The 18,523-nt window shown below is 69.1% G+C and carries 17 protein-coding genes and 1 rRNA gene; 4 read left to right on the forward strand and 14 right to left on the reverse strand.

The features are described from left to right. The 3 genes from NM203_RS10120 to NM203_RS10130 all read right to left on the reverse strand — a co-directional run. Nucleotides 1–232, reverse strand: a 16S ribosomal RNA gene (locus tag NM203_RS10120); the annotation flags it as partial. Nucleotides 233–371: 139 nt separating this feature from the next. Continuing rightward, nucleotides 372–1,646 (reverse strand): tyrosine--tRNA ligase, encoded by a 1,275-nt coding sequence (tyrS, locus tag NM203_RS10125; protein WP_255059754.1) that lies wholly within the window; start codon nt 1,644–1,646, stop codon nt 372–374. Nucleotides 1,647–1,663: 17 nt separating this feature from the next. Next, nucleotides 1,664–2,278 (reverse strand): DNA-3-methyladenine glycosylase, encoded by a 615-nt coding sequence (locus tag NM203_RS10130; protein WP_255059755.1) that lies wholly within the window; start codon nt 2,276–2,278, stop codon nt 1,664–1,666. Nucleotides 2,279–2,335: 57 nt separating this feature from the next. Here NM203_RS10130 and NM203_RS10135 point away from each other — a divergent pair, with 57 nt between their 5' ends. Genes NM203_RS10135 through NM203_RS10145 form a run of 3 tightly spaced genes read left to right on the forward strand, consistent with a single transcriptional unit; the run spans nt 2,336 to nt 4,460 of the window. Continuing rightward, nucleotides 2,336–3,091: an ABC transporter ATP-binding protein gene (locus tag NM203_RS10135; RefSeq protein WP_255059756.1), complete on the forward strand. Its 756-nt coding sequence runs from the start codon at nt 2,336–2,338 to the stop codon at nt 3,089–3,091. Continuing rightward, nucleotides 3,019–3,843: an ABC transporter permease gene (locus NM203_RS10140; RefSeq protein ID WP_255059757.1), complete on the forward strand. Its 825-nt coding sequence runs from the start codon at nt 3,019–3,021 to the stop codon at nt 3,841–3,843. The genes NM203_RS10135 and NM203_RS10140 overlap by 73 nt, the downstream gene beginning before the upstream one ends. After that, nucleotides 3,840–4,460, forward strand: coding sequence for a TetR/AcrR family transcriptional regulator (locus tag NM203_RS10145; protein WP_255059758.1), 621 nt, complete (start codon nt 3,840–3,842; stop codon nt 4,458–4,460). The genes NM203_RS10140 and NM203_RS10145 overlap by 4 nt, the downstream gene beginning before the upstream one ends. On the opposite strand, the gene NM203_RS10150 is transcribed toward NM203_RS10145, so the two are convergent. The 3 genes from NM203_RS10150 to NM203_RS10160 form a co-directional block, all read right to left on the reverse strand. After that, the gene (locus NM203_RS10150; RefSeq protein WP_255059759.1) at nt 4,457–4,663 is read right to left on the reverse strand and encodes a Trm112 family protein; all 207 of its coding nucleotides are present in this window, start codon (nt 4,661–4,663) and stop codon (nt 4,457–4,459) included. The two genes, NM203_RS10145 and NM203_RS10150, sit on opposite strands and share 4 nt — an antisense overlap. 4 nt (nt 4,664–4,667) lie before the next feature. Further along, nucleotides 4,668–5,162: a hypothetical protein gene (locus tag NM203_RS10155; protein ID WP_255059760.1), complete on the reverse strand. Its 495-nt coding sequence runs from the start codon at nt 5,160–5,162 to the stop codon at nt 4,668–4,670. An 88-nt stretch (nt 5,163–5,250) separates the two neighbouring features. After that, nucleotides 5,251–8,226, reverse strand: a complete 2,976-nt coding sequence (locus tag NM203_RS10160; protein WP_255059761.1) for an acyl-CoA synthetase — start codon at nt 8,224–8,226, stop codon at nt 5,251–5,253. Nucleotides 8,227–8,361: 135 nt separating this feature from the next. Between NM203_RS10160 and NM203_RS10165 the strand changes: the two genes are divergently transcribed. Next, nucleotides 8,362–10,113, forward strand: coding sequence for an ABC-F family ATP-binding cassette domain-containing protein (locus NM203_RS10165; RefSeq protein ID WP_255059762.1), 1,752 nt, complete (start codon nt 8,362–8,364; stop codon nt 10,111–10,113). Between the two features lie 14 nt (nt 10,114–10,127). On the opposite strand, the gene argH is transcribed toward NM203_RS10165, so the two are convergent. The 8 genes from argH to argC are packed head-to-tail and all read right to left on the reverse strand — an operon-like array spanning nt 10,128 to nt 18,461. Next, nucleotides 10,128–11,543, reverse strand: coding sequence for an argininosuccinate lyase (gene argH / locus NM203_RS10170; protein WP_255059763.1), 1,416 nt, complete (start codon nt 11,541–11,543; stop codon nt 10,128–10,130). Continuing rightward, nucleotides 11,540–12,739: an argininosuccinate synthase gene (locus tag NM203_RS10175; RefSeq protein ID WP_255059764.1), complete on the reverse strand. Its 1,200-nt coding sequence runs from the start codon at nt 12,737–12,739 to the stop codon at nt 11,540–11,542. The genes argH and NM203_RS10175 overlap by 4 nt, the downstream gene beginning before the upstream one ends. Before the next feature lie 21 nt (nt 12,740–12,760). Further along, nucleotides 12,761–13,237, reverse strand: coding sequence for an arginine repressor (locus tag NM203_RS10180; protein WP_255059765.1), 477 nt, complete (start codon nt 13,235–13,237; stop codon nt 12,761–12,763). Continuing rightward, nucleotides 13,234–14,166, reverse strand: coding sequence for an ornithine carbamoyltransferase (argF, locus tag NM203_RS10185; RefSeq protein ID WP_255059766.1), 933 nt, complete (start codon nt 14,164–14,166; stop codon nt 13,234–13,236). Before argF ends, NM203_RS10180 begins: the two co-directional genes overlap by 4 nt. Then, complete coding sequence (locus NM203_RS10190; RefSeq protein ID WP_255059767.1) at nt 14,163–15,356, reverse strand: acetylornithine transaminase; 1,194 nt, start codon at nt 15,354–15,356, stop codon at nt 14,163–14,165. Before NM203_RS10190 ends, argF begins: the two co-directional genes overlap by 4 nt. Further along, complete coding sequence (gene argB, locus NM203_RS10195; protein ID WP_255059768.1) at nt 15,353–16,222, reverse strand: acetylglutamate kinase; 870 nt, start codon at nt 16,220–16,222, stop codon at nt 15,353–15,355. The genes NM203_RS10190 and argB overlap by 4 nt, the downstream gene beginning before the upstream one ends. After that, entirely contained in the window at nt 16,219–17,430 is a 1,212-nt protein-coding gene (argJ, locus tag NM203_RS10200) for a bifunctional glutamate N-acetyltransferase/amino-acid acetyltransferase ArgJ (RefSeq protein ID WP_255059769.1), read from the reverse strand. The genes argB and argJ overlap by 4 nt, the downstream gene beginning before the upstream one ends. Beyond that, nucleotides 17,427–18,461 carry an N-acetyl-gamma-glutamyl-phosphate reductase gene (gene argC, locus NM203_RS10205; RefSeq protein WP_255059770.1) on the reverse strand — a complete coding sequence of 345 codons (1,035 nt, stop codon included), beginning with the start codon at nt 18,459–18,461 and terminating at the stop codon, nt 17,427–17,429. The genes argJ and argC overlap by 4 nt, the downstream gene beginning before the upstream one ends. Between the last annotated feature and the right edge of the window lie 62 nt (nt 18,462–18,523).

Raw genomic sequence — 18,523 nt, forward strand, 5'->3', positions numbered from 1 at the left:
GTACTCCCCAGGCGGGGTACTTAATGCGTTAGCTACGGCACGGATCCCAAGGAAGGAAACCCACACCTAGTACCCACCGTTTACGGCGTGGACTACCAGGGTATCTAATCCTGTTCGCTCCCCCAAACACACTATTGAGTTCTCAAACAACACACCCATCCCGACCGCGCAACGAACCCGCGGCGAAAAGCCGCGATCCGTCGTGCGGGCAGATGAGGACGGCCACCGAAGTGACTTTCCCTCTGGGATGCCGCCGCGCTCTCCGGGCCAGGCCCGTGTCGCAGCGACTCGACTAAGTTACGTCAGGGCTAACTCCGAGTCAAATCGCCTGCTAGAAGCTGTTTTTGACCAGGTCGGTACGCCCGTACCAATCATCCAACGCGCTGCACCCCGGCGATATTCCGCTTGCCGCGGCGCAGGACGAGCCACCGTCCGTGCAGGTAGTCGGAAGCCTCAGGCCGCCACTCGTCCGTTTCGACCCGCACGTTGTTCGCGTACACGCCACCTTCGCCGATCGTGCGGCGAGCGGCGCCCTTACTCGGGCAGAGTCCAGTGACCACCAGGAGGTCGGTGATCCCGTCGGCTCCGCCCGGCGGCACGTCGGCTACCGACGCCTCCCGCAGGGCGGCAGCCAGCGTCGGTTCGTCGAGATCAGTCAGCTCGGCGCGCCCGAACAGAGCCTGGCTGGCCTGTTCGACGGACCGGGTCGCATCCTGGCCGTGGACCAGGGTGGTCAACTCCTGGGCTAGTCGCCGCTGCGCTGAGCGTTCGTGCGGCCGCTCGGCGGTCGCACGCTCCAGTTCGGCGACGTCGTCCGCACCGAGGAAGGTGAACCAGCGCAGGTACTGGACGACGTCGGCGTCCGCGGTGTTCACGAAGTACTGGTACCAGGCGTACGGGCTGGTCAGCTCCGGATCGAGCCAGAGATTGCCCCCGCCGGTGGACTTGCCGAACTTCTTGCCCTCGGAGTCGGTGACGAGCGGCGTCGTCATCGCGTGCACCGTCGCGCCGGCCTTCTGGCGAACCAGCCGGGCGCCGGCCACGATGTTGCCCCACTGATCGGAGCCACCGATCTGCAGCGCGCAGCCGTACCGCTGATGCAGCTCGACGTAGTCGTTGGCCTGCAACAACATGTAGCTGAACTCGGTGTAGGAGATGCCCTCGCCCTCGAGGCGACGACGGACGGTGTCGCGATCGAGCATCACGTTGACCGAGAAGTACTTCCCGATGTCGCGCAGGAACTCGATCGCCGACAACTCGCCGGTCCACTCCAGGTTGTTCGCCACGATCGCGCCGGTGGCTGACTCGTCGAACGCCACGAATCGCTCGAGCTGAGCCCTGATTCGCGACGCCCAATCGGCGACGGTGTCCGCGGTGTTCAGCGTCCGCTCGCCGGTCTCCCTGGGGTCGCCGATCATTCCCGTCGCCCCGCCGGCCAGCACGATCGGCCGGTGCCCGGCCTCCTGGAAGCGCCGCAATGTGAGCAACGGCACCAGGTGACCGGCGTGCAGGCTCGGCGCGGTCGGGTCGAATCCGGAGTAGACCGTCACCGGACCCGCGGCGAGATCGGACGCCAGAGCGTCGCGGTCGGTCGACTGGGCGATGAGCCCGCGCCAGTCCAGCTCGCCGAGGATGTCGCTTCCCATGCGTCGATCTTCCCGCATCAGTCGCTGTCGCCCGGTTCGGGTGCCCGCGGGCTGCGCCGGTAGGCGGACACCTCGGGGGTGTCGGTCAGCCAGAAGCGCCACGGCCGGTCGGCGGCCTTGCTGACGCCAACGCGCGGGCCGCTGGCCATCTCGGCGTCGGGAGCGGCCAGCGTCAGGCGAATCGGGCTGCGGTCGTCGAAGAGGTCGATTCCGTTGTCGGCCATGGTGATTCCGAGTGCTGCGCACAGGTTTCCCGGCCCCCGCGCGAGTGCGCTCGGCCGGATCGCCGGTCCGCGTCGGGACACCGCCACGTCGAGGCCCGACGTCACCTCCGCGGCCCGGAGCAACACGGCGCCCGCCACGTCGTCCGTCGCGCACACGACGTTGGCGCACACGTGAATTCCGTGGCTGAGATAGGTGTACAACCTGCCGGCCGGCCCGAACATCACCACGTTGCGCCCGCCGATCCCGCGGAACGAGTGCGACGCGGCATCGGGCCACGGCCCGTCCGGCGGTCCGCCGTACGCCTCGACCTCGACGATCACCGCCGCGACGCCCGCACCGAGCAGGTGTGCACCGAGCAACCGGCGCGCGGCGGTGACCGGATCGACTGCGAGATGGTCCGCACTCATGCGGCCGATTGTGCCCGCGGTCTTGACGCGGCTCGGCCTCGGGAGGATATTCATCGCATGATGATTTCATCGAGTGGTGAATTAATCGACGCGGTGACCGTCGAGCACCTCACCGTGGTGCGCGACACGCACACGGCGCTCGACGACATCTCGCTGCGGGTCGCCCGCGGAACCATCACCGGCATCCTCGGCCCGTCCGGCTGCGGGAAGACCACGCTGATGCGCTGCATCGTCGGAACGCAGGTCGTCAAGTCCGGCAGCGTCACCGTGCTCGGACGGCCGGCGGGGTCGGCTGACCTGCGCAACCGCGTGGGCTACGTCACGCAGAGCGCCACCGTCTACGACGATCTCCGGGTTATCGACAACGTCCGCTACTTCGCGTCGCTGTACGGCTCGGCGCCGGGTGAGGCCGACGAGGCGATCTCCGCCGTCGGGCTCGACGACCACCGAAAAGCGCTGTGCAGCAACCTATCCGGTGGCCAGCGCACCAGGTCCTCGCTGGCGTGCGCGCTGGTGTCACACCCCGACGTACTGGTGCTCGACGAGCCCACCGTCGGGCTGGACCCCGTCCTGCGCGTCGATCTGTGGGAGCGGTTCGACCATCTCGCGCGACGTGGCACCACGCTCCTGGTCTCCAGCCACGTCATGGACGAGGCCGACCACTGCGCCGATCTGCTTCTCATGCGCGAAGGCCGCCTTCTCGCCCACCCCACACCGCGACAACTCAGAGAGGACACGGGATGCACGTCACTGGAGGAGGCGTTTCTGTCCGTCATCCGGCACAGCACCGAAGCCGCGAGCACCACAGGCTGAGCCCGCGTGCCTACCTCGCGACGACGGGTCGCATCCTGCGCCAGCTCGCCGCCGACCACCGCAGCGTCGCGATGATCCTGGTGGTGCCGAGCCTCATCATCACGCTGATGTACTTCATGTTCGTCGACGCCCCGCAGAGACCGGGCGCGCCGTCTCCGTTCAACAACGCCTGCCTGATCATGCTCGGCGTCTTCCCGCTCATCGTGATGTTCCTCATCACCTCGATCACCATGCAGCGCGAGCGCGTGTCGGGGACGCTGGAACGCATCCTCACCACTCCCCTGCGCAGGCTCGATCTGCTGGCCGCGTACGGCACCGCCTTCTCGATCGCCGCCGCCGCGCAGGCGACGCTGGCCTGCGCGATCTCGTTCTGGCTGCTCGGCCTGGACACCGCGGGCAGCCCGGCGCTGGTGTTCGCCATCGCCATCATCAACGCGGTGCTCGGGGTCGGACTAGGCCTACTGTGCAGCGCGTTCGCGCGGACGGAGTTCCAGGCCGTCCAGTTCATGCCGGTCGTGATCGCTCCGCAGCTGCTGCTGTGCGGCATCATCGTGCCGCGGGCCGTCATGCCGGACTGGCTGCAGTGGATCAGCAACGCGCTGCCCGCGAGCTACGCGCTCGAGGCACTTCAGCAGGTCGGCGCCCATCCCGAGCTGACCGCCACTGCAGCGCGCGACATCGCGATCGTGATCGGATTCGCCGTGGTCGCGATGGCGCTCGCCGCTGCCACGCTGAGGCGCCGCACTCCGTGACCGAGGCGAAGTCGCGCAGCCGCAAGCGCCCCGGTCGCCCCGCCGGCACGTCGGATACCCGTGAGCGGATTCTGACTGAGGCGCGGGAGTTGTTCGCCCGCAACGGGATCGACAAGACATCCGTTCGCTCGATCGCGTCTGCGGCCGGCGTGGATTCGGCGCTGGTACACCACTACTTCGGTACCAAGGAACAGCTCTTCGCCGCCGCGATCCACATTCCGATCGACCCGATGCAGGTGATCGGGCCGATGCGCGAAGCGCCGGTGGATCAACTCGGGCTGCTGCTGCCCTCGATCCTGTTGCCGCTATGGGACTCCGAACTCGGCTCGGGCTTCATCGCGACGCTCCGCTCGCTGCTGTCGGGCAGCGACGTGTCGCTGGTGCGCAGCTTCCTGCAGGAGGTCATCACCAGGGAGGTGGGTGCCCGGGTCGACGATCCGCCGGGCTCGGGACCCGTCCGCGTGCAGTTCGTCGCGTCGCAACTGGTGGGCGTGGTGATGGCGCGCTACATCCTGGAGCTCGAACCGTTCAGATCGCTGCCGGTCACCCAGATCGCCGAGACCATCGCGCCCAATCTGCAGCGCTACCTCACCGGTGACCTGCCGGGACTCGGCTAGCTTTCGGCAGCCGCAACCAAGCGGTCGTGCTCGGCGTCGTCGGTGATGGTGTCCGCTTCGTCGACGAGCAGCACCGGAATGCCCTCGTCGATTCGATAGCGCAGCCGCAGCCGCGGGTTGTACAGCGCCTCGTCGGCGATCAGCAGAAGCGGTCCGCGGTCCGCGGGGCATACCAGGATGGATCGCAGGCGTTCGGACAGCACGGGATCAGCCGGCCGGGAGGATGGTGCCCTGATTGCCCGGCGGGAGGGTGTTGATTCCGATGGACGTCGGCGACTGCGACTGCGCCTGCTGGTTGCGCAGCTTGTTGCGCAGCTGGAAGGTCTTGGTCGCCTCCAGCGCTTCGATGACGCGGGACTGGCTGGCCCCGGTGAAGTTCAGCGCCTCGATGAGCGCCTGGCCGTTCGAGTTCGACGGCATGAAGCCCTGCTGCCGCAGCTTCATGACGTCGTTGATCAGATTGGAGACCTGACCGCCGCCGGCACCCGTGTCGTACTTGGCCTGGATGGCGAGTAGCGCCTGATCCGGCGTCATCTGGGGCGCCTCGGGGGCTTCCGCGTCGACGGTCGCGTCGGTGGCGGGTTCGGCGAGCGCGGGCGTCGCGCCGAGGCCGATCATCAGGCCGGCAGCGAGCGCACCGCTGGCCACGACGCCGGTGACGGCACGCCGCCAGCCCGTGGTCGTGCTGGTCTTCGATGTCATGGATCCTCCAGAGCACGGGTTCCCCGACCCGAAGCGGCGACCTGCCGCAAGCCGGAGCCTAACAGTGTGACGGATGTGACGCACGGTCTCAGCCGTCCTGGTCGACGTTGACGAGTTCGGCGCGGATCGCCGTCGTCAGACGCTTGAAGACGCCGTTGTCCTCGTCGAGGTACCACGAGTTTCGCGAGGCTTTCGGGTAGCCGGCCGCGCGAAGCGGACCGAGCAGCGGTCGGTAGGTCGCGCTGAGCGTCATGTCGGGCACGACGTGGACGACGTCGGGTGGATTCCCGACGACGAGCTTCGCGAGCGCGTCGTTCAAATCGGCCGTCGGCACGCTGCCGCCGGGGCACAGCGTCAACGCCGTCACCGCACGTGCGACGCCCGCCACTTCGATGCGGTACGTGACCGCGATGTCGACGGCGCCGATCCGGCCGGCGACGTCGTTCACGGCGGCCGCGAACACGGGTCCGCGCGGCGTGTGAATCACCGAGGAGCGGTTGTCGACGAGCCAGTAGTCGCCGTCGTCGTCCTTGCGGAACAGGTACTCGGTGGACACCCACGTGTCGGCGGGCGCGAACACGCCGCGCTTGACCGACGCCGTCGGGTCGACGGGACCGCGCGGATGAGCGAGCAGGACGCCGACCTCATTGGGTCCGGCGAGCCGGACGAAGCCCCGCTCGTCCTCGAGGATCAGGTCGTCGTCGACGTCGTAGGCCGCCAGCTCGATGTGGCCGCCGCCGGGCAGCGGCCTGCCCTCGCTGCCGATCTTGGCGCCCGAGACGTTGGCGAGCACGGCCTGGCCGTCGGTGGTCGCGAAGAACTCGACGATGTGGGCGGGCGCGAACTCCTCCTCGACCCGCTTCCACAGACCCGTCGGCATACCCGACCCGATGAACAGCCGCACCGGATGGTTGCCGTTCAGCACGAACGACGGGTCGTCGATGACGTCGCGCAGCATCGCCCACGTGTAGGACACGACCGTCACGCCGTACTGCCGGAGTTCGTGCACGAACCGGTCCGGCCGAAGGCCACGCGACAGCGCGATCCGGGTGCCGCCGACGACGGCGCCACCGAGGCTCACGAGCAGGCCGGACTGGTGATGCAGGGGCGTCAGGCAGTACACGGTGTCACCGCGGCCGAGGTTGGCGGCCGAGGCGGTGCCGAACGCCGACAGCGCCCACCGGTAGTTGGTGATCTGCCGGGCGACGAGCTTGCCGCCGACCGTGGCGAACGCGATGTACGCCAGATCCTTGGCGAAACCGGGGTTGGGCCGGTACCACCCCGGCAGATCGACCACGTCGGGGTCGATCTGCTCCATGTCGACGACGTCGGCGTCCTGCGGCGGCGCGAGGTCGCGGTTCTCGCCGCCGCCCAGCACCAGTACGCGCAGTGGAAGTCGGCTCGCCGCGTCGAGATTGCTCGGGTCGGCGATGATGTCGGACGCGCCCCCGAGTGCGGCGGCCTCCGCCAGATCCGCGTCGGGCGGCATCAGCACCGCGACCGCTCCCAGGCGCGACAGCGCGGCGATCGCCACCAGCGCGCTCGGCCTGGTCTCCATCAGGACGCCGACGCGCGCGCCCTGCCGGATCCCGACCTCGATGAGGCCGCGCACCACGTTGTTGATGCGGCGATCCACCGCCTCGTAGGTGTGCACGCGGCCGTCGAACAGCAGGAACTCGCCGCCGGGGGTGGCGCTCGCCTGCTCGTCCATGATGCGGCCGAGCGAGATCCGGGTGTGGTCGTTGATCTGGCCGAGGCGCGCCAGCCTGGGCAGCGTGCGCGCGGTCTCGACGACGAGCGCGCGCGCCGACTTGTTGGCCGCCACGAACGCATCGGCGGCGGTGCGGGCCAGGCTGAACGTCATCTCGGTGGCTGCGGCGGCGCCGTGCGCGACGCGGGACGCGAACGGCACGCCGCTCTCGCTGGTCTCCGACGGCTGCAGCGCCATCGGCACGACGTCGGCGGGCATCTCACCGTCGCCGGACAGCCACTTCACCCACGATGCGACCGTCGGCCAGGTCTGCGTGGCGGCCTTACCGCCGACCACGAGGCCGAAATGCCCTGCGCGGATGAGGTATTCGTAGACGTCCGCCTGTGGCGCCGCGCGCTTGATTCCCCGCACCGACGCCGGCTGGCCGATGTCATCGACCTCGCCGACGACGGCGAGTACCGGGCAGTCGATATCGGACAGCGTGACGAGATCGCCGTGGATGGAGAAGCCGCCGCTCATCATCCGGTTGTGCGCGATGAATTGCTTGAGCAACTCGGCGATCGCCGGGCCCGACCACGCGATCCAGCCCTCGTTGGACAGGAACCGGCGCTGCTGCTCGCGCGGCAGCAGGGCCTCGCGGTCGTGCAACTGCCGCATGAAGTCGAGTCGGGCCTGCGCGGTCTTGATCGGATCGAGCATCTGGAAGCCGGTGCGGGCCAGCCAGCCGGGGATGTCGATGCGGCTGAAGACGTGGTCGGCCATGAAGTCGGCGGCCGCGGCGCCGAAGTTGGCCGGCAGGTTCATCGGCAGGCCGGCGAGCGTGTCAACCGGCGAGCCGAAGGCGACGATGCTGGCCAGATCCTTCGCGCGGCGGTACGCGGCGGTCTGGTACGCGAACATGCCGCCCTGGGAGTACCCGGCGAGGTGAACGTCGCGGCCGGTGACCTCCTTGACGGTGTCGATGGCCTCGTTGAGCGCCACGACGTGGTCCGCGAGGTTGCGGTCCATGCCGCCCTCGACCTTGTCCGGCGACCCGAAGTCGATGACCCAGGGATCGATGCCCGCCTTGTGCAGGATTCCGACCGCACCCTCGTCGCGGGTGACGTCCCACATGTCAGCCGACATCATCATCGGGTGCACCATCAGGACCGGTGGCCCCGCGGGCGTCGCGCCGGGGCGGGTGTCCGGCGGGAAGTACCGACGCAGCCGGTACATCGGCACGCTCTGAACGATCTGGAAGGGCGACGGGACCGCACCGGTCTCCAGCCCGCCGTAGCGAAGTACCTCGAGCCCGTTCTGAGCGGTGGCCACCAATCGGCCCACCGGGCGGGTGAACGTCGTGAAATCGACCACTGCACTCCCCTTCGTCGCATCCCCGAAGCCCTGATCGCCGACGTCATCATGGCACAGCGGGTGAGCCGCGCCGCGGGCATCGGCGGCCGGGAGCGCGGCGACGCGGGAAACCCCTCGGCCCTATGATCGGCGCCGATGGCCAACCTGATCAACCTCGAACGCGTCTCCGTCAGCTTCGGCACCCGCACCCTGCTCTCTCGCGTGAGCCTCGGCGTCGAGGAGGGCGACGCGATCGGCGTCGTCGGGCGCAACGGCGACGGGAAGACGACGCTGCTGCGCATGCTGACGGAGGAGTCGACGCCCGATTCCGGGCGCGTCACGCACACGTCCGGGCTGTCGGTCGGGTACGTGCGGCAGTCGGACGACTTCGCCGCGGAGGCGACGGTGCGCGATGTGATCCTGCACGGCCAGGCCGATCACGTGTGGGCGGCCGACTCCGACACCCGGTCCGTCGTCGAGCACCTCCTCGGCGGCGTGGACCTCGATGCGGGTGTCGGCAACCTCAGTGGCGGGGAACGGCGACGGGTGGCGCTGGCGGGCGTCCTGCTCGCGAGCCATGACGTGCTGGTCCTCGACGAGCCGACCAACCACCTCGACGTCGAGATCATCGGGTGGCTCGCCGACCACCTCAGGGCGCAGCGGACGAAGGCACTGGTCGTCGTCAGCCACGACCGCTGGTTCCTCGACGCGGTCTGCACCAAGACGTGGGAGGTGCACCACGGCAGCGTCGACGCCTACGACGGTGGCTACGCGGCCTACGTGCTGGCCCGCGCCGAACGGACGCGCATCGCCGCGGGCACCGAGTCGCGCAGGCAGAACCTCATGCGCAAGGAACTCGCGTGGTTGCGACGCGGACCGCCCGCGCGGACGTCGAAGCCGAAGTTTCGGATCCAGGCCGCCAACGACCTCATCGCCAACGAGCCCCCGCCGCGGGATTCGTTGTCGCTGCAGCGTTTCGCCACCGCGCGACTCGGCAAGGACGTCTTCGATCTGCACCGCGTCGTCCTGGAACTGGGTGGCCGGACCCTCCTCGACAAGCTCGACTGGTCCATCGGTCCCGGCGCCCGGATCGGCCTGGTCGGTGTCAACGGCACCGGCAAGTCGTCGGTCCTAAAACTGCTCGTCGGCGAACTGCCACCCACCTCGGGCACCGTGAAGCGGGGACTGACGCTGAGAATCGGCTACCTGAGTCAGGCACTCGCCGAGCTCGACGGCGGTGACAGGGTGCTGGATGCGGTCGAGAGCAGCAAGCGCATCACGGAACTCGCTGGCGGACGCGAAGTCAGCGTCTCGACGCTGCTTGAGGACTTCGGGTTCACCGGCGACAAGCTCACCACCCGGCTGGCCGAACTGTCGGGCGGTGAACGCCGCCGCCTGCAGTTCCTGCGACTGCTGCTCGACGAACCCAACGTGCTGCTGCTCGACGAACCGACCAACGATCTCGACATCGACACGCTCACGATCATCGAGGACTACCTCGACGGCTGGCCCGGCACTCTGATCGTGGTCACACACGACCGGTACTTCCTGGAACGGGTCACCGACGTCACCTACGCGCTCACGGGCGGAGGGCGGTGCGACCTGCTGCCCGGTGGCATCGAGCAGTATCTCGAAACCCGCTCCGCCGCAGAGTCACCCGTCGTCGCGCCGCGCCCCGTCGAGCGCGGCGAGACGTCGTCCGCGAAGCAGCGCCGCACCGGCAAGGAACTGACCCGCATCGAGAACCAGTTGGCCAAACTCGACGAACGCATCGAGTCGCTGCACCACTCGATGGCCGAATCGGCCGCCGATCACGTCCGGCTGGGTGACTTGAACGACGAACTGCGAACCCTCGAATCACGTAAGGAATCGCTCGAAGAGGAGTGGCTGGCCCTCGCCGACGACTGAGGCCGCCGCTGAGGTCAGCGGCGCAGTTCGACGCGCAGCCGGTCGGCGGTGTCGCGCACCACGCCGAGTTGCCTGGCGACCTGTATCGGAGCGGTGCCGCCCCTGGCGTCGCGGGAGTCGACCGATCCCGCGATCGTCAGCACGTCGCGCACCTCTGCCGTCAAACCGGGATGGATCCCGGCGAGCTCGTCATCGGCGAGCTCCTCGAGCCCGACTCCGCGCGCCTCGGCGGCGCGGACCGCCGCGCCCGCGGCCTCGTGTGCGACGCGGAACGGAATGCCCTGCCGCACCAACCACTCCGCGACGTCGGTCGCCAGCGTGTACCCGAGCGGCGCCAGCGTGGCCATCCTGTCGACGTCGAACACCAGCGTGGCGACCAGACCCGCCATCGCGGGCAGCAGCAGTTCCAGCTGCGCGACCGAATCGAAGACCGGTTCCTTATCCTCCTGCAGATCCCGGTTGTACGCCAGCGGCTGCGCCTTCAACGTCGCGAGCAGACCGGTGAGGTTGCCGATCAGTCTGCCGGACTTCCCGCGGGCCAGCTCCGCGATGTCCGGGTTCTTCTTCTGCGGCATGATCGAGCTCCCGGTCGACCAGGAGTCGTGCAGGGTGACGTACCCGAATTCCGTTGTACTCCAGAGGATCACATCCTCGGCGAGGCGAGACAGGTCGACGGCGATCATCGCCAGGACGAACGCCGCCTCAGCGGCGAAGTCGCGCGCGGAGGTGGCGTCGATCGAGTTGTCCGCCGCGGCGTCGAAGCCGAGTTCCGCGGCGATGGCGTCCGGATCCAAGCCGAGTGACGATCCCGCCAGCGCTCCGGAGCCGTACGGTGACACCGCGGTCCGCACGTCGAAGTCGACGATGCGGGTGACGTCGCGAAGCAGCGGATGCGCGTGCGCCAGCAGGTGATGGGCGAGCAGTACCGGCTGCGCGGATTGCAGGTGGGTCTTGCCCGGCATGATCGCCGTCGGGTGCACGGCGGCCTGCGTCGCCAGCGCTGCCACGACATCGAGAACCCCGTTGCCGACCGAACGCATGTTGTCGCGCAACCACATCCGGAACTGCGTCGCCACCTGATCGTTGCGCGAACGCCCCGCCCGCAGCCTGCCGCCCAGATCCTCGCCTACGCGGTCGATGAGACCGCGCTCCAGCGCGCCGTGGACGTCCTCGTCCGACGGGAGCGGGCCGAAGCTGCCGTCGGCGACGTCCTCCCCCAGGCTGTCGAGCCCGGCGAGGAGGCCGTCGCGCTGGTCCTCGGTCAGCAGACCGGCCTGGAACAGCACCCGTGCGTGCGCTTTCGACGCCCGGACGTCGTACGGCGCCAGCACCCAGTCGAAGTGAGTTGACTTGCTCAGCGCGGCAAGCGCTTCCGAGGGACCGCCGGCGAACCGGCCGCCCCAGAGCGAGCCCTCGTTGGTCGTGCTCATGTAGCGAGGTCCCGCTTGGCCGCGATCTTCGACGACAGTCCGTGAACGTGCACGAAGCCCTTGGCGCTGGACTGGTCGAACGTGTCGCCCTCGTCGTAGGTGGCGAGGTTGAAGTCGTAGAGCGATTCCGCGCTGCGCCTGCCGTTGACGGCGATGTGGCCGCCGTGCAGCACCAGCCGGATCTCACCGCTGACGTGCTCCTGGGTGTGGTCGACGAACGTCTCGAGCGCGCGCTTGAGCGGCGAGTACCAGAGCCCGTCGTACACCAGCTCTCCCCACTTCTGGTCGGTGTTGCGCTTGAACCGGCCCAGCTCCCGCTCCAGCGTGACGTGCTCGAGTTCGGTGTGGGCGGTGATGAGCACCATCGCGCCGGGCGCCTCGTAGATCTCCCGGCTCTTGATGCCGACCAGCCGGTCCTCGACCACATCGAGGCGGCCGACCCCCTGGGCGCCGGCGCGGCGGTTGAGCTCCACGATCGCCTCCAGGACGGACACCGGGCGCCCGTCCAGGGAGACCGGCACACCGCGCTCGAAGCCCACGATCACCTCGTCGGGGCTGCTCCAGTTGACCGTCGGATCCTCGGTGTAGTCGTACACGTCCTTGGTCGGGGCGTTCCAGAGGTGTTCCAGGAAGCCGGTTTCCACCGCGCGACCCCACACGTTCTGGTCGATCGAGAACGGCGATCGCTTGGAGACGTTGATCGGGATCGCGTTCTGCTCGGCGAAGGCGATCGCCTTCTCCCTGGTCCACGCGTAGTCGCGGACGGGCGCCAGCACCTCGAGATCCGGTGCCAGCGAGGCGAATCCGACTTCGAACCGAACCTGGTCGTTGCCCTTGCCGGTGCAACCGTGCGCCACGATGCCGCCCCCGTGCTCGCGGGCGGCCGCCACCAGATGCTTGACGATGAGCGGCCTGCTGATCGCCGACACCAGCGGGTAGCGATCCATGTAGAGCGCGTTGCTCTTGATGGTCGGCAGGCAGTACTCCTCGGCGAACTCGTCACGGGCGTCGACGACGACGGCCTCGACGGCGCCGCAGTCGATCGCACGCTGCCGGACGACCTCCATGTCCTCGCCGCCCTGGCCGAGGTCGATCGCCACGGCCACGACCTCGCGGCCGGTCTCCTTGCCGATCCAGCTGATCGCGACCGAGGTGTCGAGACCGCCGGAGTACGCCAGGATGACGCGTTCGGACATAAAGGGATCTCCTTCTAGCTCTTACTGAATGTTTTCGAAGGTGGCGGCGAGTTCCGCACCGGTCATGGGGTCGCGGGCGACGACGAAGATCGTGTCATCCCCGGCGATGGTGCCGACGACGTGGGGCAGCGCGGCCCGGTCGATGGCGCTGGCGAGGTAGTGCGCGGCTCCAGGGGGCGTGCGCAGCACCGCGAGGTTGCCGCTGGCATCGGTGGACACCAGGAGGTCGTTCAGCAACCGCGACATGCGCTCGGTGCCACCCGATACGCCGCGCACCGGGCTGCCGTCCTCCGGCACGACGTAAACGCCGGTGCCGCCGTCCGCGCCGCGCAGTTTCACCGCGCCGAGCTCCTCCAGGTCGCGCGACAGGGTCGCCTGGGTGACGTCGATCCCCTCGTCGGCGAGCATTGCGGCCAGCTCACTCTGGCTGCGCACCGAGTTCGACGACAGAAGCGTCACGATGCGCGCCTGCCGTCCAGCTCGGGTGGCGGCGGTCATCGGCCGCTGCGCTCCAACAGCCACACCAGCAGTGCCTTCTGCGCGTGCAGCCGGTTCTCGGCCTCGTCCCACACGGCACTCTGCGGCCCGTCGATGACGTCGTCGGTGATCTCGTGGCCGCGGTGTGCGGGCAGGCAGTGCAGCACCACCGCGTCCGGATCTGCCAGCCCGAGCAACTCGGCGTTGACCTGGAACGGCCGGAACGGACGCACTCGGTCGAGGCCGTCGTTCTCCTGTCCCATCGACGTCCAGGTGTCGGTCACCAGCACGTCGACACCGGAGGCCGCAGCACGCGGATCGGAACTGACCGTCACCGTCGCTCCGGTCTGCTCCGCGCGCTTCTGCGCAGCCGCGACGAACAACGGGTGCGGCTCGAAACCCCGTGGCGCGGCGATCGTCACGTTGATCCCCGCTGTCACCCCGCCCAGCATCAGCGAGTGCGCCATGTTGTTGGCGCCGTCGCCGAAGTAGGTCATGGTCAGACCCGCCAGCCCACCCATGCGCTCAGCCAGCGTCTGCAGATCGGCCAGCACCTGGCAGGGGTGGAACTCGTCGGACAGGGCGTTGACGATCGGTACCGTCGACCCGGTGGCCATGGCCGTCAGCCGTTCCTGCGCGAACGTCCGCCACACGATGGCGTCGACGTACCGCGACAGCACCTGTCCGGTGTCCTCGAGGGTCTCCTCACGGCCCAGTTGCGTACTGCGGCCGTCGACCACCACCGCGTGGCCGCCGAGTTGGGCGATGCCGACCTCGAACGAGAACCTGGTGCGGGTCGAGTTCTTCTCGAAGATCACCGCGACGCCCCGCGGCCCCTCCAGCGGGCGCCTGCTGAACGGCGCGGCCTTGAGTTCGGCTGCCAGAGTGAGCACCTCGGCCTGTTCGGCGGGCGAGAGGTCGTCGTCGCGCAGGAAGTGACGCAGGGTCATGCCGTGGCCTCCGTCGCCGCGTCGAGGACGGCGGGCAGCGCCGCCAGGAACGACTCGACCTGGGCGTCGGTCACGATCAGCGGGGGTGCCAACCGGATCACGTCGGGAGCCGCGGCGTTGACCAGGTACCCCGCATCGCGGGCGGCCGCCTCGACCGCCTTGCCGTGTGGCGCGGTGAGCACGATGCCGCACAGCAGACCCCGGCCCCGGACGTGGTCGACGAGCGGGTGTCCCAGCGCTTCGATGCCGTGGCTCAACGTCTTTCCCAGCACGTCGGCTCTGGTGACGAGATCGTCGTCGGCGAGCGTCTTCAGCACCGCGAGCGCCGCGGCGGTGCACACCGGGTTGCCGCCGAAGGTACTGCCGTGCAGGCCGGGGGTGAGGAGGTCGGCGGCTGCGCCGATCGCGATGCACGCGCCGATGGGCAGACCGCCGCCCAGGCCCTTGGCGAGCGTGACGAGGTCCGGGGTGATGCCGTCGTGCTGATGGGCGTAGAAGGCGCCCGTTCGGCCGATTCCCGTCTGCACCTCGTCGAGCACCAGCAGGGCGCCGTGGCTCGCGGTCAGCTCGCGCGCGGCCGCGAGATAGCCGGCCGGCGGGGTGACCACGCCGCCCTCTCCCATGATCGGCTCGAGGAACACCGCAGCGGTATCCGAATCGACAACGCGGGTAAGGGCGTCGACGTCGCCGTACGGCACGTGCGTGACGTCGCCGGGCAGCGGGGCGAACGGCGCCTGCTTCGTCGGCTGCCCGGTGAGTGCCAGCGAGCCCATGGTGCGGCCGTGGAACGCCCCCTCGGCGGCGACGAGCTTGGTGCGGCCCGTCAGCCTGCTGATCTTGAAGGCGACCTCGTTGGCCTCGGTACCCGAGTTGGCGAAGAACACCCGCGCCTGCGCCTCGGTGCCGAGATGGGCGACGAGAGCCTCGGCCAGCGCGATCCCCGGTTCGGTCGCATACAGGTTCGACGTGTGCCCGAGCGTGTTGAGTTGTCGCGTCACGGCTTCGATGACCGCCGGGTGGCGGTGGCCGAGGATGTTGACGGCGATGCCCGCGAGGAAGTCGACGTAGGACGTGCCGTCGGCGTCGGTGACGACGGCGCCGTCCCCGCTGACCAGCGCCACGGGCGGCGTCCCGTAGTTGTCCATCATGACGCCCCGCCAACGGCCTTGCAGGTCTTCGGTTTCAGTCATTTCATCACCACCTTGGTTCCCGTGCCCTCGTCGGTGAACAGCTCGACCAGCACGCAGTGCTCCACTCTGCCGTCGATGACGTGGGCGCTCGGCACTCCGCTCGCGACGGCCCGCAGGCACGCCTCGATCTTGGGCACCATGCCCGCCTCCAGCGTCGGCAGCAGCCCCGTGAGCGTCGTGACGTCGATCTCGCTGACGAGCGAATCCCGATCCGGCCAGCGGGTGTAGAGCCCCTCGACATCGGTGAGCATCAGCAGCTTCTCGGCGTCCAGCGCCTCCGCCACGGCGGCGGCCGCGGTGTCGGCGTTGATGTTGTGCACCACGCCGTCGGCGTCCGGTGCGATGGTCGAGATCACCGGAATCCGTCCTGCGGCAATCAGATCGCGCACCGCGGCGGTGTTCACCTTCTCCACGTCGCCCACGAGACCGATGTCGGTCGCCACGCCGTCAACCAGGACGCTGCGCCGCACGGCGGTGAACAGGTGGGCGTCCTCACCCGTGATGCCGACCGCGTACGGGCCGTGGGCGTTGATGAGCCCGACGAGTTCCCGGCCCACCTGGCCGAACAGCACCATGCGGGCGACGTCGAGGACTTCGGGGGTCGTGACGCGGAATCCCCCCTTGAAGTCGCCGGCGATTCCGAGGCGCTTGAGCATGGCGCTGATCTGCGGGCCGCCCCCGTGGACGACGACCGGATGGATACCGCAGTTGCGCAGGAACACCATGTCGGCGGCGAACGCCGCCTTGAGAGCGTCGTCGGTCATGGCGTTACCGCCGTACTTGATCACGACGATCTTGCCGTGCAGTTGCTTCAACCACGGCAGAGCCTCCGCCAGCACGGCGGCTTTGGTGCTCGTAGCCGTCACGACGAGTAGGCCGAGTTCTCTTCGACGTACGCGTGCGACAGGTCGGTCGTGCGGATCGTGGCATCGGCGCTGCCGACGCCCAACTCGACGACCACGGTGATGTCCGAGCCGGACAGGTCGACGTCGCGTGCTCCGGGCGCCCCGGTGCCGTTTACGCACACCGGAGAACCGTTGAACAGCACGTTGATTCGATCCGGATCGAGGTCGACCGGCGCCATGCCGACAGCGGCGAGTACCCGGCCCCAGTTCGGGTCGGAGCCGAAGAGAGCGGTCTTGACCAGGCTGTCCCGGGCGATGGTGCGGGCGGCGACGACGGCGTCGTCCTCGGTGGCGGCTCCGGTGACGGTGACGGCCACCCGTTTGGTCACCCCCTCGGCATCGGCCTGCAGTTGCGCGCACAGGTCGTTGCACACCGCGAGGACCGCCGCGTCGAGGTCGGCCTGGCTCGGCGCGATCTCGCTGGCGCCCGAGGCCAGCAGCAGCACGGTGTCGTTCGTCGAGCAGCTGCCGTCGATGTCGAGACGGTCGAACGTCTGTCCGGTGGCGTGCCGCAGCGCCTGGTCGAGCGCGGCGGCGTTGGCCACCGCGTCGGTGGTGATGACGCACAGCATCGTCGCCAGCGAGGGTGCGAGCATGCCGGCGCCCTTCGCCATCCCGCCAACCGTCCAGTTGCCTTCGTGATGCAGCGCAACCTGTTTGGGCACGTTGTCGGTGGTCATGATCGCCGCAGCCGCTTCAGCCCCACCGGTGAGGCCACCCGCCATCTCGTGCACGATGGCTTCGACGCCGGCCAGCACCTTGTCCATGGGCAGCCGGTCGCCGATCAAACCCGTTGAGCAGACGGCGACTTCGATGGCACCGGTCTCGGTGCCCCACTGCGACAGTGCCGCGGCGAGCGCCTCGGCGGTGGCGTGGGTGTCCTGGAAGCCGCCCGGTCCCGTGCAGGCGTTGGCGCCGCCGGAGTTGAGCAGCACCGCGCGGGCGCGCCCGGTCTTGATCATCTGCTGGGTCCAGAGCACCGGCGCGGCCTTCACCTTGTTCCTGGTGAAGACGGCAGCGGCACCGTGGTCGGGTCCCTCGTTGAACACCAGGGCGAGGTCCGGAGCGCCGGATGCCTTGATACCCGCCGCAATTCCCGTGGCCCGGAAGCCCTCGGGCGCGGTGACGCCCTGCTCCCGTACCAGCCGCGGTGTTGATGTTGACGTCACGGTGCCACCCCCACGATCGACAGACCCTCGGTTTCCGGCCACCCGAGGGCGAGGTTCATCGACTGCACGGCCGCGCCGCCGGTGCCCTTGACCAGGTTGTCGATCGCGCACAAGGCGACGAGCACCCCGGCGTCGGCATCGACGGCCACGGCGATCTGAGCCGCGTTGCTCCCGATCACGGCACCGGTCTTCGGCAGCTGTCCTTCGGGAAGCAGGTGCACGAAAGGCTCGTCATTGTAGGCCTTCTCGTAGGCGGACCGGACTTCGGAGACCGTCGCCGAGGTCGCCGCCGTACACGTCGCGAGGATGCCGCGCGAGGTGGGGATGAGGACGGGCGTGAAGGACACGGTGACCGACTTATCGGTGACCGCGCGAAGTCCCTGCGCGATCTCCGGGGTGTGCCGGTGCGTCCCGCCCACGCTGTACGCCCGCGCGGACCCGATGACCTCGGAGCCCAGCAGGTCGACCTTCGCGGCGCGGCCGGCACCCGATGTCCCACTCACGGCCACGACGGTCACAGCGGGCTCGACGAGGTCGGCGGCGACGGCGGGCAGCAGCGCGAGAAGTGCGGCGGTGGGATAGCAGCCGGGCACGGCGATGCGCCGCGTCGCCCGCAGCGCGTCGCGGCCACCCGGCAACTCGGGCAGGCCGTAGGGCCAATGACCGGCGTGGGTGGAGCCGTAGAACCGCTCCCACGCCGCCGGGTCGGTCAGCCGGAAGTCGGCGCCGCAGTCGACGATGAGGGTGTCCGGACCCAGCTGCTCGGCCAGCGCGGCCGAATGCCCGTGCGGCAGCGCCAGGAAGACGACGTCGTGCCCGGCGAGTACCTCGACGGTGGTGTCGGCGAGCACGCGCTGCGCCAACGGCAGTAGGTGCGGGTGGTGTTCGCCGATCGTGGTGCCCGCGCTCGCGGCGGCGGTCAGCGCTCCGAGTTCCAGGCGACCGTCGCCGTAGGCGGGGTGACCGAGCAGCAGGCGCAGGATCTCGCCGCCGGCGTATCCGCTGGCACCGGCGACCGCGACGGAAGTCATGCGCATGATTCTGCATGGTTATGCAGACGGTTGCAAATCAATTCCGTCGGCTGTTTGTCCGT

This window comes from Mycolicibacterium arenosum (assembly GCF_024320865.1).
Lineage (GTDB): Bacteria > Actinomycetota > Actinomycetes > Mycobacteriales > Mycobacteriaceae > Mycobacterium > Mycobacterium arenosum.

Coding starts and splice junctions, on each gene's coding strand:
- tyrS (WP_255059754.1), bottom strand. CDS start 1,646: ATGGGAAGCGACATCCTCGGCGAGCTGGACTGGCGCGGGCTCATCGCC.
- NM203_RS10130 (WP_255059755.1), bottom strand. CDS start 2,278: ATGAGTGCGGACCATCTCGCAGTCGATCCGGTCACCGCCGCGCGCCGG.
- NM203_RS10135 (WP_255059756.1), top strand. CDS start 2,336: ATGATGATTTCATCGAGTGGTGAATTAATCGACGCGGTGACCGTCGAG.
- NM203_RS10140 (WP_255059757.1), top strand. CDS start 3,019: ATGCACGTCACTGGAGGAGGCGTTTCTGTCCGTCATCCGGCACAGCAC.
- NM203_RS10155 (WP_255059760.1), bottom strand. CDS start 5,162: ATGACATCGAAGACCAGCACGACCACGGGCTGGCGGCGTGCCGTCACC.
- NM203_RS10165 (WP_255059762.1), top strand. CDS start 8,362: ATGGCCAACCTGATCAACCTCGAACGCGTCTCCGTCAGCTTCGGCACC.
- argH (WP_255059763.1), bottom strand. CDS start 11,543: ATGAGCACGACCAACGAGGGCTCGCTCTGGGGCGGCCGGTTCGCCGGC.
- NM203_RS10175 (WP_255059764.1), bottom strand. CDS start 12,739: ATGTCCGAACGCGTCATCCTGGCGTACTCCGGCGGTCTCGACACCTCG.
- NM203_RS10180 (WP_255059765.1), bottom strand. CDS start 13,237: ATGACCGCCGCCACCCGAGCTGGACGGCAGGCGCGCATCGTGACGCTT.
- argF (WP_255059766.1), bottom strand. CDS start 14,166: ATGACCCTGCGTCACTTCCTGCGCGACGACGACCTCTCGCCCGCCGAA.
- NM203_RS10190 (WP_255059767.1), bottom strand. CDS start 15,356: ATGACTGAAACCGAAGACCTGCAAGGCCGTTGGCGGGGCGTCATGATG.
- argC (WP_255059770.1), bottom strand. CDS start 18,461: ATGACTTCCGTCGCGGTCGCCGGTGCCAGCGGATACGCCGGCGGCGAG.